General features: G+C 62.8%; 11 protein-coding genes. All 11 read right to left on the bottom strand.

Annotation, left to right across the window (positions count from 1 at the left end; all coding sequences use genetic code 11):
• Nucleotides 1–68 precede the first annotated feature (68 nt).
• A complete protein-coding gene (aroB, locus tag RDW26_RS03550) occupies nucleotides 69–1,184 on the bottom strand; it encodes a 3-dehydroquinate synthase (protein ID WP_307982552.1) in 1,116 nt (371 codons plus the stop codon).
• Complete coding sequence (locus RDW26_RS03545) at nucleotides 1,166–1,837, bottom strand: shikimate kinase (protein WP_307982551.1); 672 nt, start codon at nucleotides 1,835–1,837, stop codon at nucleotides 1,166–1,168. The genes aroB and RDW26_RS03545 overlap by 19 nt, the downstream gene beginning before the upstream one ends.
• 19 nt (nucleotides 1,838–1,856) lie before the next feature.
• Nucleotides 1,857–3,032 carry a chorismate synthase gene (gene aroC / locus RDW26_RS03540; RefSeq protein ID WP_307982550.1) on the bottom strand — a complete coding sequence of 392 codons (1,176 nt, stop codon included), beginning with the start codon at nucleotides 3,030–3,032 and terminating at the stop codon, nucleotides 1,857–1,859.
• Between the two features lie 70 nt (nucleotides 3,033–3,102).
• Nucleotides 3,103–4,053: a hypothetical protein gene (locus RDW26_RS03535; protein WP_307982549.1), complete on the bottom strand. Its 951-nt coding sequence runs from the start codon at nucleotides 4,051–4,053 to the stop codon at nucleotides 3,103–3,105.
• A gap of 117 nt (nucleotides 4,054–4,170) precedes the next feature.
• The gene (locus RDW26_RS03530; protein WP_307982548.1) at nucleotides 4,171–4,737 is read right to left on the bottom strand and encodes an HAD hydrolase-like protein; all 567 of its coding nucleotides are present in this window, start codon (nucleotides 4,735–4,737) and stop codon (nucleotides 4,171–4,173) included.
• 8 nt (nucleotides 4,738–4,745) lie between these two features.
• A complete protein-coding gene (gene mltG, locus RDW26_RS03525) occupies nucleotides 4,746–5,897 on the bottom strand; it encodes an endolytic transglycosylase MltG (RefSeq protein ID WP_307982547.1) in 1,152 nt (383 codons plus the stop codon).
• Nucleotides 5,898–5,902: 5 nt separating this feature from the next.
• Nucleotides 5,903–6,325 (bottom strand): Holliday junction resolvase RuvX, encoded by a 423-nt coding sequence (gene ruvX / locus RDW26_RS03520; protein ID WP_114620522.1) that lies wholly within the window; start codon nucleotides 6,323–6,325, stop codon nucleotides 5,903–5,905.
• A gap of 83 nt (nucleotides 6,326–6,408) precedes the next feature.
• Nucleotides 6,409–9,042, bottom strand: coding sequence for an alanine--tRNA ligase (gene alaS, locus RDW26_RS03515; protein ID WP_307982546.1), 2,634 nt, complete (start codon nucleotides 9,040–9,042; stop codon nucleotides 6,409–6,411).
• Nucleotides 9,043–9,091: 49 nt separating this feature from the next.
• Nucleotides 9,092–10,369, bottom strand: coding sequence for an AI-2E family transporter (locus tag RDW26_RS03510; RefSeq protein ID WP_307982545.1), 1,278 nt, complete (start codon nucleotides 10,367–10,369; stop codon nucleotides 9,092–9,094).
• Nucleotides 10,370–10,381: 12 nt separating this feature from the next.
• Nucleotides 10,382–11,014 carry a hypothetical protein gene (locus RDW26_RS03505; protein ID WP_307982544.1) on the bottom strand — a complete coding sequence of 211 codons (633 nt, stop codon included), beginning with the start codon at nucleotides 11,012–11,014 and terminating at the stop codon, nucleotides 10,382–10,384.
• A gap of 182 nt (nucleotides 11,015–11,196) precedes the next feature.
• Entirely contained in the window at nucleotides 11,197–12,666 is a 1,470-nt protein-coding gene (locus tag RDW26_RS03500; protein WP_307982543.1) for a replication-associated recombination protein A, read from the bottom strand.
• Between the last annotated feature and the right edge of the window lie 159 nt (nucleotides 12,667–12,825).

The following is a 12,825-nucleotide window of genomic DNA, read 5'->3' as shown; positions in this document are numbered from 1 at the left end:
GGCGGCTTTTCAAGCCAACCCGCAAGGCGACCTTCTTCCCATACGCTCAACCTTATGCTAGCGCAACGTCACCGCCGCTTCTGCGCGAAATACGCCTCCAGCTCTTCCAGGATCACGCCATCGGCCACATCCTGGAGTTGCCACTTCCCAACATCCTGCAAGCACACGAAACGCACCTGCCCGCGACGCGCCTTCTTATCGCGCTTCATGACATCGAGCACCTGCGCCGGGGAAGCGATCCAATCAAGCTCGGGCAAGCCCAGATCGTCGAGCAGCTGCCCTTGCGCCTGGGCGAGCTCTGCCGGCATATCGGCGAGCCGCATACCCATACGGGCCGCGAAGCGCATGCCCTCGGCGACCGCATGCCCGTGGCTATACGTGCCGTAGCCCGAAAGCTTCTCGATGGCGTGTGCCAGGGTATGGCCGTAGTTCAGGCACTCGCGCACGCCGCGGCTTTCCGTTTTGTCCTGCGCCACCACGTCGGCCTTGAACACCACGCAGCGGGCGATGGCCTCGGAGACGGCATCGGGCTGGTGGTCGACCACGGCCGACGCCTGGTCGGAAAGCCAGAAGAAGAACTCGTCGCCGTCGATGAGCGCGGTTTTCGCCACCTCGCCGCAACCGCATGCCCACTCGCGAGGCGGCAACGTTGCCAACACCTCGGTGTCGGCGCACACGAACGCAGGCTGCTTGAACGCGCCCACCAGGTTCTTTCCGGCGGATAGGTTCACGCCCGTCTTCCCGCCCACGCTTGAATCCACCATGGACAGAAGCGTGGTGGGAACCTGCACCACCTGTACGCCGCGCATGTAGGTTGCCGCGGCGAAGCCCGCCAAATCGCCCACACAGCCGCCGCCGAGCGCGACCACCACGCAGTCGCGCTCAAGCGCCAAAGCGGCCATGGCCTCGAGCACCTCGCCGAGCACCGTGAGCGATTTCGCCTCTTCGCCTGCGGGAACGCAGATGTCGGAAACGCGATACCCCGCTTGAACGAGCGATGCCTTCGCCCGGGCCAGGTACAGCGGGCCGACATTGGCGTCGGTGATGACAAGCGCTTGCCGTGCATCAGCGACGGCCGGCACGCCGCGCATGGACGACCCCAGCGTATCGAGCACCCCAGCGCCGATGCGCACGTTGTACGCGTCTTCGCCGGGGATGTTCACCACTACTCTTGTCGCAGGCACAGCACGCCTTCCTTCTCCAAAATCTCCTGGATTTCCTGAGCCACGACGTTGATGGACTTGCCCACGGTGTCGATGGACACGCTGGCAACGTCCTCGTACATGGGCAGGCGGCCGGCGATGGTCTGTCGCGCGGTCTCGAGGTTTTTGAACAGCGGGCGCGTGGACACGTCGCCGACGCGCTCGACGGCCTGCTCGGCCGTGACCTGCAGATACACTACGAAGCCGTTGTTCTTCAGGATCTCGCGGTTCTCCTCGCGCAGCACGATGCCGCCGCCGCACGACACGAGCATGGGGCCCTTGTGGGCGAACTCGTCGAGCACCTGGGTTTCCATATCGCGGAACGCCTGCTCGCCCTGCTCGGCGAAGATCTGGTTGATGGCCCTGCGCTCGCGACGCTCGATGTAGGCGTCCAGGTCGATGGTGGCAAGACCGCACTGACGGGCCAGGCGGCGCGACGTGGAGGTTTTGCCCGCGACCATGAAGCCCACGAAGAACACGTTGCGCGTCAACTCGTACGTCGGGCGCGCATGGGGCTTGATCTCGGGGTTGTTGACGACGGCGACGACCTCGTCGGGGGTGGTGACCGACAGCGTGTAGGCTATCGGGTTGCTTTCCGGGGTGATGGCATCGCCCTTGACTTCCTGCTGTTCCATGATGGTCCTCCTGGCTGCTTTAACGAGATACGGTGTTCAAACGTTGCTTGTAGGCTTTGATGGCCGCTTTGATGTCGGCCATGTTGTCGGAGCCGAACTTGCGCATATAGGCATCGGCTATGGCGAAGGCGACCTCCCCTTCGGCGACCACCGCGCATGCCGGCACGGCGCACACGTCGCTTCGCTCCTTGGAGGCCTGGGCCACCTCGAGCGTGTCAAGGTCCACGGTCTGCAGCGGCTGCATGAGCGTGGGAATGGGCTTCATGGCCGCTGTGACCACCAGGGGCATGCCCGTGGTCATGCCGCCCTCAAGGCCGCCGGCGTTGTTGGACGCGCGCGTGAACTCGACTTTCGCCCGATCGAGCAAAATGGGGTCGTGCACTTGCGAACCGGGCTTGCGGGCCGCTTCGAAGCCCATGCCGAACTCCACGCCCTTGATGGCGGGGATGCTGAACAGGGCGCCGCCGATGGTGGACGTCAGGCGCTCGGTGGGCACGGCATAGCCGCCCACGCCCGGCAAAAGACCGCGCACGATCACGCGGAACGTTCCTCCCAGGCTGTCCTTGTTCTTGATGGCCCGGTCGATCTCGCGCTTCATGGCCTCGCTGGCCTCCGCATCAGGGCAGCGGACTTCGCTTGTCTCGATCTCAAGCGGCGTATAGCGCGCCGCGTTCATGAACGGATCGCCCTCGCGCATGACGGCGCTTCCGATGCCGGTAACGTAGGAGAAGATCTCCACGCCAAGATCGGCAAGAAACTCGCGCGCGATGCCCGCCGCTGCAACGCGCGGCGCAGTGGTGCGGGCGCTTGAGCGCTCGAGGATGTTGCGGCAGTCGTCGGTGTTCGTTTTCAACGCGCCCACCAGGTCCGCATGACCCGGACGAGGAGTCACCTCCCGAACCAGATCGAGCGGCGGCTCGCCGAACGGGGCCATGCGATCGGTCCAGTTCGCCCAATCCCTATTTGCCACGAGCATGGCCACGGGGCTTCCGATGGTGCGCCCGAAGCGCACGCCGGAGATCACCTGCACCGTGTCATGCTCGATCTTCATGCGCCCGCCTCGACCGTAGCCTGCTTGGCGGCGCGCCAGATCAACGTTGATCTGCTCCTCGGATATCTTCAGGCCCGCCGGCACGTCCTCGACGATGGCGACCAGGCCCTGTCCATGGCTCTCTCCTGCTGTGTAGTAGCGCATGCTGTTCTCTTTTCGTGCTAGTGCGCGGCTTGAGCTTTGCGCCGCGCCGATACGGATGACTATGCTTCGATCACGCGCGCGGGCAATCGAACCCGGCGGCGTCCGCCATAAGGTTGAACAGCTCCGCTTCGGAATACGGTATCTTCACTTCCGCTACGTCGGACACGATGAGCGCCGAAGCAACCGCTTGCGCCACCAGCATGCCCCCGCCGTTGAAAGCCGCCTTGCAACCAGCTTGCAGGGCGTCGGCCACCAGCTTCGTACGCCCCGATGCGTACACCGCGTCCATAACCACCTGGCCCGGACGCAAAAGCCCCGTATCGAACGGAGCCGGGTCGTCGGGTTTCATGCCCACCGGGGTGGCGTTGATAACGATGTCCGCAGAGCCCAGCGCCCCCGTCGAGGTGGTATAGCTGCCGAATTTGAACGTCGGCTTCGTGTAAGCTTCACGAAAGCTGCGATACCCCTCCTTGATAGCGGGGAAATCGATGGTTGCGTTGGCCAGCTTGCCGAAACGCTCGAGATAGGCGTCGAGCACGCTACGCGCGCGCTCCTTGTCGCGCGAGAGCAGCAACAGCACGTCGGCGCCGGCGATAGCGCACGCGTGAAGGATGGAGAGGGCCGTAGGACCCGTTCCGCACACCACCACGCGCTTGCCCTTGAATGTCACGCCCGCAAGCTCCAGGAACTTGACACACCCATCGCCATCGGTGTTGAAACCGATCAGCTGATCGTCCTTGCGGACGAGCACGTTGGCGCCTTGCGCCAGCTGCGCGCTAGCTGCTTTGCGCGTTGCGGCCTGGAAGGCCAGCGGCTTATAGGGAGTGGTGATGTTCACGGACAGGAAATCCCGCGCATCCAAAAAGGCGCGGGCATCGTCCAGCTCGGCGTAATCGGCAAGGGCATAGGTCCAAGGCAGACCCAGCCTTTCGTATAACGCGTTGTACATTACCGGCGATTTCGAATGCGCGACCGGATGCCCCAGGATATAGAGGCGCTCGCCTTCGCTCTGCTCGGTCATGAAAGTCCTTCCTGGTCGATCAAGGGCCTGCAGGTTAGCAGGGATTTCATCATACCAATGCAGACTACTTTTGTAGGGGTTAATTCGACCGCAGCGCCCATCAAATGGGCGGATTCGCTACTTTTGCTGCGCCAGGGCGTTTTGGGCAGCAGGTTTGTCGGCCATATGCGCTTGCGCCGGCTGAGGTGCGCCCTCGGGCACCGCCCCGCCTAAGATGGCCTGCTCCACCATGCGCACGTACTTCGTATGCCGCAGGTCCTGCTCCGCCAGCGGCGCCAACAGATAGGCCGACATGCCGGCGTTGTGCGCGGCAAGCACGTCGGTGGACAGCTGATCGCCGACCATGACGGTCTCGCTGCGCTTCGCCCCCAACAAGGAGCACGCCGCGAACAGCGCCACGGGCAAGGGCTTCATGGCCTTGGCGATAATGGGCATGGACAGGCGATTCGCAAGCTCGTGCACGTTTTTGTGCCAGTTGTTCGACACCAGGCAGAAGCTCACGCCGGCGTCTCGCGCCTGCGCAAGCCACAGGCCCACGTCGCGCGGAACGTCATGCGTTGCACGGGAGAGGATGGTGTTGTCGATATCCAGCAATACATAGCGGAACCCGCATGAAAGCAGGTCCCGTTCTATGTTGATATGCGATATGCGGGAGAAGTAGCGCTCCGGCTGCAAGTATGGCATGAATCCCCTTACGAGAATGCGGCCTGATGCTCGTCGTAGGTTTCGCTGAAGGTGTACTTATCGTTTTGGAAGTAGAAGAAGTAGTACTTGCCCAGCGCATCCTGGTTAGGCGAGCACACAGCCTGCAGGCACTCGATGGAAGGCGAGCAGATGGGCGTGGGCGGAAGCCCGGCGTTGGTGTAGGTGCTGTACGGGCTGCTCGCATGCACCTCGTCCGCCGTGGGATCGTGTCCGACCTCGTAGGCGGTGGTGGCATCGCTTTGCAGATAGCCGTTGCTCGGCTCGCCCTTGGTGGTCAGACGATTGTAGAACACGGCCGCCACCTGGGCGCGAACCGTTTCGTCGCCGCTGGATTCCTTTTCCACGATGGACGCCAGGTTGACGGTATCGTACACGGAAAGGCCCTGGGATTCGGGGTAGGACCAGTCAAGCCCCGCCGTTTCGGTTTGGAACTGGGTGAGCATGGCGCGAATCAGACTGTCGGCAGTAGCATCGGCGGCAACATCATAGGTTTTCGGGAACAGGAAGCCTTCAAGGCTATTCGTGCCCGCAGACTTCAGGAAGCTGTAGTCACCCGCATACACGCTGGCATCCGACGCCGCCTGCTTGAAGGAATCGGCGCTGATGCGCCCATTCGTGGCGCTGTCAACCGCCGACGCGATCTCGGTCAGGCGATACCCTTCGGGAATGGTGAGCACGGCATCGGAAACCGGACCGTTGCGCAATGCGGAAATGATGTCGTCGACCGTCGCACCGCCGGCAAAGGTGTACGTGCCGGGCTTGAGATCGGACCCCGCATCCAAGTCCTTCACGCGTTCGGTGAACTCCTTGGCAGACCCCACCAGCTTAGCATCCACCAGCGAGGAGCCGATGGTGTTGGCGGATGCGCCTTCGTTGACGGTGATGGTGGCCTGCTGGCCTTCCGCCAGAAGCTCGACCTTCGGCGACACGCAGCTGGCAACCGAGGAGCCGACGAACCACAGGATGCCGATGCCGAGAAGCGCCAGCACCGCAAGGAACACGTAATGCGGAACGTTGGACCGTTTGGGTTGGATATAGCTGGTATCGTACGTGCGGAACATACGGTCGCCGCGCGCGTGCGCCGAGCGTGCCGCATGGTTCGGGCGGCGGGAATAGGTCACTTGCCTACGAGGGGACATTTACACTACCTTTCGCCTGCATGGCGGGCATCAAGCCACGCCTGAAGGAACACACTTGCTGCAATCATATCTATCTTGCCGCGCATATCGCGCTCCGACATGCCGCTTTCACGCAAACTGCGCTTCGCTTCCTGCGAGCTGAGACGCTCATCGGTGAACTCCACCGGCAAACCGGCGGCCTTTCCGATACTTGCCGCGACACCGCGGATACGGCCGGCCTGAGGCCCCTCCTCGCCCGAAAGCGTATACGGCAGGCCTGACAAGATAAGCTCCGGCTCCCAGTCCTCGAGCACGCGTTTCCAGCTTTTCGCATTGGAAAGCACCTCGTTCGCGGGAAGCACGCAAACGGGCGACGCCACGCGCTCGCGCGGGTCGCTGATGGCGACGCCGATGCGCGTCTGACCGATATCCAGTGCAAGAATCCTCATTGTCGACCTAACCTTACGCAACGAACGGATAAGAAAAACGCCCCGCAGCCAAGGGCAGCGGGGCGTGAAAGCTGCATCAAAAGCTACAGCAGCATCTTGCGAGCAGCCTCGAGCGCATCATCGATGCCCGCGGCGTTCTTGCCGCCGGCCTGCGCCATGGCCGGCTTGCCGCCGCCACCGCCCTGCACGCAAGGCGCGATGGCCTTGATGACGGCACCGGCGTTGAAGCCGGCCTCGACGGCCTCGGGCGTGCCGGCGGCCATCAGCACGGCCTTGCCGTCCTTCTCGCCGATGAGCACGCATGCGCCGGGCTCGGCCATACGGGCGGACAGGACGTCCCAACCGTTGCGAAGGCCGCCCGCATCGGCGATCTTCACACGGGAGATGACCACAGGGTAGCCGGCAGCGGACTTCACGGCGGAGTCGACGAGCTTGGTGATGTTGTCGTCGGACACGATGCCCTTGGTCTGCTTGGCCTTCTTCTGGAACTCGCGCAGCTGCTTGACGTTGGCGGCGGTGCGCTCGGACACGTCGAACAGCGGGACGCGCAGCTCTTCGGCGGTTTCCTTCAGCTCTGCCTCGACCTTGTTGATGTAATCGAGGGCGCCATAGCTGGTGACGGCCTCGATACGGCGCACGTTCGCGCCCACGCTGGTTTCGGACGTGATCTTCATGATGCCGATCTCAGCGGTGTTGGCGACATGGCAACCGCCGCACAGCTCGCGGGAGAACCCGCCGCACTCGACGACGCGCACCTGATCGCCGTACTTCTCGCCGAACAGCGCGGTGACGCCGCTTTCGCGAGCCGCATCAAGCGAGGTCTCGTAAATGTTGGTGGGCGTTGCGGACATGATGAACTCGTTGGCAACGCGCTCGACCTGCGCCAGCTGCTCCGCCGTGACCGCGGCGAAGTGCGTGAAGTCGAAGCGAAGGCGGTCGGGACCCACGTAGCTGCCGGCCTGGGAGACATGCTCACCAAGGACCTGACGCAGCGCGGCGTGCAAGATATGCGTGGCGGTATGGTTGCGCGTGACGCGCGCACGGCGGTCCGCATCCACGGAGGCCGTGACGGCAGCACCCTGGGAAAGGGTGCCCTCGAGCACCTTCACCACATGGCAGACAAGGCCCTTCTCGGGAGCCTTCGTGTCGACGACCTGGACCTTGACGCCATCGGCCTCGATGACGCCCGTATCCCCCACTTCGCCGCCCATCTCAGCATAAAACGGGGTTACGTCCAGAACCGCTTCGCCGGTCTGGCCGGCCTGCAGCTCGCTCACGCGCTCGCCGTCGGCGATAAGCGCGCTGACCGTTGCTTGAGCGGAAAGCTCCTGGTAACCGACGAACTTCGTGGCACCAAGCTCCTTGAGCAGCTCGGCGTGGATGCCGCCGTACGTCGACCAGGCCGCCTCGGCGTCCTTGACGTTGGCCGCACGAGCGCGATCGCGCTGCGCCTCCATGCAACGCTCGAAGCCCTCCATGTCCACCACGACGCCGCGCTCCTCGCACAGCTCGCGCGTGATGTCCACGGGGAAGCCGTAGGTATCGTGCAGGGTGAACGCCTGCTCGCCGGGAAGCGTGGTGCCCTCGAGCTTATCAAGGGACTCGGACAGGAACGCACGGCCCTGGCGCAGGTTGGCGCCGAAGCGCTCCTCCTCGGACAAGATGATGCCGCGGATGAGCTCGCGGTTATCGATGACCTCGGGATACACGCTGCCCATGAGCTTGACCAGCTCGTCAACGTACTCGTTGAGGAACGGCTTGTCCAGGCCAAGCATATGGCCCTTCATGACGGCGCGGCGCAGCAGGCGGCGCAGCACGTAGCCGCGGCCCTCGTTGGAGGGCAGGATGCCATCGGCGATCATGAACGTGACAGAACGGCTGTGGTCGGCCATGATGCGCAGGCACAGGTCGGCAGCCTCGTCCTTGCCGTACTCGACGCCGGCCAAACGCTCGCCCACGCCGACCAGGCTGCGAAGCACGTCGGTGTCGTAGTTGTTCGTGACGCCCTGCATGATGGCGGCCATGCGCTCCAGGCCCATGCCGGTATCGATGTTCTTGGTCTTAAGCGGGGCCAGCGTGCCGTCCTCCTGGCCGTCGTACTGGGTGAACACGCAGTTCCAGTACTCCAGGAAGCGGTCGCAATCGCAGCCCGGCTTGCAGTCGGGGCTGCCGCAACCCACCTCGGGGCCCTGATCGAAGTAGATCTCGGAGCACGGGCCGCACGGGCCGGTAGGTCCGGCGCGCCAGAAGTTGTCGTCCTCGCCCAAACGGGAGATGTGGTCTTCGGCCACGCCAAGCGACTTCCAGATCTCGATGGTCTCGTCGTCGTCCTCGAACACGGTGAAGTACAGCTTGTCCTTCGGAAGGCCGAGCACCTCCGTGGAGAACTCGAAGGCCCATGAGCACATCTCGTGCTTGAAGTAGCAGCCGAAGCTGAAGTTGCCCAGCATCTCAAAGAACGACAGGTGGCGAGCATCGCCGATATTGTCGATGTCGTTGGTGCGCACGCACTTCTGCACCGTGGTGGTGCCGATATATGCGGAGTCGAGTTCCTTCTGGTGAAGGAAGTAGGGCTTGAACTGCACCATGCCTGCGCTGGTAAGCAGCAGCGAGGGATCATCGGGGATAAGAGAGGAGGACGGCATGCGTTTGCAGCCCTTGCTCTCGAAGAACTTCAAGTACTTCTCGCGGATTTCCGCGCTAGTCATGTACTCCATGTGCCTGTCTTTCTAACTATGCCTTGCCTTAAATCGGCGCGCGTGCGCCCTATTGCCGATCGCCGTCGCGACGTTGCTCTTTGCCGCGGCCCACCTTCGGAAGGGAGAAGCCCGTCGAAGCGTCCGGATGAGGGGACGTTGCATCGGCGATGGGGTCGAGCGATCCGTCGGATCGAGGCGTGCCCTGGAAGAACACACCGTCCTCGGCAACCAGCTGGCGCCCGGTTTGCTTCTCGAAATAATACACGAAAACGGACTTCATAACCGCCACGGCGGGAATAGAGGCCAGCATGCCCACAAGCGAGCCGGTGAACCCGCTCATGGCCCCGCCGATCGCGCTTCCCGCAACCAAGGCGATAAGGGTGAGCGCCGGATGGATGTCCACCGATGATGCCATGATCTTCGGGGATACGAACGTATACACCGCTTGCTGGATGATGATGGTGCCCACAAGCGCCACCAACGCGATCCACGGGCTGACGAACACGCCCACAAGCGCCGCCAGCGCTCCGCCGAGCCACGGGCCCACGATGGGGATGATGTTCAAAATGCCGGCGATGATGCCGAGCGCGGCGTAATTAGGAATGCCCGAGATAGCGAACAGCACGCCACATGCCACCCCGATGACGCCGCACTGGATGAGCGTGCCCTTGATATAGCCGCCCATGACGCGCGTGAACGTGACATGCAGCATATCCATGGTCTCGCGACGGGAAGGACCCGCCAACCGCATGGTCTCGCGACCGAGCGCAGGAAGCTCGATGAGAATCCAAAACGCTATGACCAGGGCAAAGCCGATCGCTATACCCGTGTTCACCACGCCGGCGCCGACGGCGACCACGCCCGTGGCGCTCTGGCGCGCCACATCGGATGCCGCCGAGCCCATAGAGGACAAGGCCTCGTTCATATAAGCTTGCACCGTGTTGTTCTGGAACACATCGGAATAGCGAGCATACACACCGTTTGCCCAGCCCATGAAGTCGTTGATGTAGCCGGGGATGCTCTGAACCAGGTCGGTGAACTGCTCGCCGAAGCCGAACGCCGGGGAGAGCATAAGGAAGCTGACGATCGCCAGCACGGCGAACATGAGCAGATAGGCGATGCCCGTTCCCGCCGGGCGCGGCACGCCCTTGGATTCCAGCTTGTTCACCGTGCCACGCAGGCAGAACACGATGACCAGCGTCCAGAGCAAGATGCCGATCGGGACGCTGAGGATGTTGATGAGGTAGACCGCTGCACCTGTGAGCAGGATGGCGCCTACTGCGGTCCATACCATGAGAAACCGTCGGCGTGCCTTCTCCATCGCGACATCGGGATTGGTGGCCATGGATACCAGCTCCTAGCGCTCCTGGGAGGAATCGTTGCCCTGGGGAGCATACGTGAAGTACGCAGGCTGCTCAGGCTGGTCATCAGGCTGGACTTGCTGGGGCGCATCGTCGTCGTTTGCCTGGACCTTGGAGGGGGTGCCGCCCTGAGCATCGTCTCCCTCGTCCGGCACGCCTGCCAATGCTGCGGCTTGGGCCTTCGCCTTCGCCTCGCCAAGAGCGACCGATTCATCGCTGGCATGCTTGGACTTGAGCTTCTCGCGAACCTTGGAGGTGACGTTGTTCATGATCTCCATGGGAGCGTTCGTGGCGGCCTCAACCGCGCCCACCGCATTCGAGGCGGAGTCGGTGATGTCGCTGACATCCTCCAAGATCTGATCGAGGCGCATGATCTCGAGATTCGCCGCATCCACGGTCAAGGACACGCGATCGACGAGCGGATCGACCTTGTCCATAGCGGGCTCGAGCGATTTCGTGATGCGCTGCACGCTTTCAAGCGTCGGGTCGAGTTGCTCCTTCATCTTGTCAACCGTGGTGCGCGTTTTGCGCACGGTGATGACAAGCTCGATCACGAACCACACCAAAGCCACGCCGAGCACCACGTACACGATAGGCAAAACCACGCCCATAACTTCGCCGAAATCCACCAGACGCCTCCTTCATATATCCATATACGCCGCCAACTATAGCATGCGGTCTTGGATTCTACCCCGCCGACGCATGCGTTTACACCCGCCGTTCATAGCGGTTGCAATGCAGTTACCTTCGAAAAGACGTGGGGTTTTGCCTTGCGCTCCTTAAGAAGAAGCGCCTAACGGGCACCCGGTTCCTAGCCTTCGGAAGCATCCCGCGCGCCCGGCTTCTTCGACCCGCTGCGCAAACCGTTCGCCTCGACATCGACCGGCTTGCCCTTCGGCAACCCAGCCCCATGATTGCCTCCTACCGCCGCATGGGCAGCCTGCGCCCTATCTCGGGCTGCCGTATGCATAGCCTGCGCCCGATCGCGCGCCGCGGCATCTACGCGATACGACTCCCAACCGCGCTCGGAGGGATGATAAAAGCAACCGCGCTCAAGCCCTTCGGGCAGATAGCGCTGGTCGACCCAGCCTGCAGGATAATCGTGCGGGTATTTGTACGCGCCGTAATGCTCGGAGCCGGGACGATGCCTGTCACGGAGGTAGTCGGGGACATCGCGCTTGGGCCCGTTGCGTACTTCCGCCAAGGCAGCATCGATGCCTGCTTCGCACGCGTTACTTTTCGGCGCAAGAGCTATATAGGTAGCCGCCTGCGCCAAATTGATGCGGCATTCGGGATACCCGATGACCTCCGCTGATTTGAACGCTGCCGCGGCCACCAGCAATGCCTGAGGATCGGCGTTGCCCACGTCCTCGGACGCATGGATGAGCATTCGGCGCGCGATGTATTTGGGGTCCTCTCCCCCATCGATCATACGGGCGAGCCAATACAGCGCCGCATCGGGATCGGAACCGCGCATGGACTTGATGAATGCGGATATGATGTCGTAATGCATATCCTTGTTCTTGTCATACGGCAATGCGCGATGCGGCGTAGCGCTTTCCACCTGCGCCTTCGTGATAACGGCAGGGTCCTCGCGCGTGCCGGGCTGCTGCATGCCCGCCGCAAGCTCGAGGGTGGTAAGCGATGCGCGGCCATCGCCGCCCGCCAAGAGCACGATAGCGCTGCGAGCAGCCGGGTCGAGCTTATACAAGCCGTCCAGCCCGCGAGAGTCGGCAACGGCCCGATCGACCAACTGCGCCACATCGCCGTCGGAGAGCCCCTTGAGACCGACTACGCGCGAACGGCTGATCAGCGCGGAGTTCACTTCGAAAAACGGGTTTTCAGTGGTGGCGCCCACCAGCACCACGGTGCGGTTCTCCACCGCATGGAGAAGCGCATCCTGCTGACTGCGATTGAATCGATGGATCTCGTCCACAAACAGGATGGTACGCGAGCCGTTGAGCGCCAAGCGCTTCTCGGCGGCGTCGATTTCCCGGCGCAGGTCGGATACGGTGCCGCCGATGGCCGACACCTCCACGAACGTGGCCTTCGTGGATTCGGCGATGACGTGAGCGATGGAGGTTTTGCCGGTTCCCGCCGGGCCGTAGAGGATGACCGAGCTGACGTTGTCCTGCTCGATGGCCGCACGCAACCAGCTGCCCGGGCCCACGGCATCCTGCTGCCCCACCACATCTTCCAGCGTTCGCGGGCGCATGCGCACCGCCAGCGGCGCCACCTGCTGCTTGCGTTCGTTCTCCATTGCCGTGAATAGCGTGTCCATGACCACCCCTGCCTGTTGATTGGCAAACCATGATAGCACGCGAACGTTTGTTTGCCTAGAGAAAAACGGGGCGTCTCGCTCAGCTCGAAAAGCAACGGCTTGCTTACACCTGCTTCACCGATTCTGTCAAGACTTTACTTTGCCTTGAGGTCCCATATA

The sequence above is a fragment of the uncultured Senegalimassilia sp. genome, from assembly GCF_902464545.1.
Lineage (GTDB): Bacteria > Actinomycetota > Coriobacteriia > Coriobacteriales > Eggerthellaceae > Senegalimassilia.
Note: the sequence above shows the minus strand (reverse complement) of the source record. Positions and strands in the feature narration are given on the sequence as shown.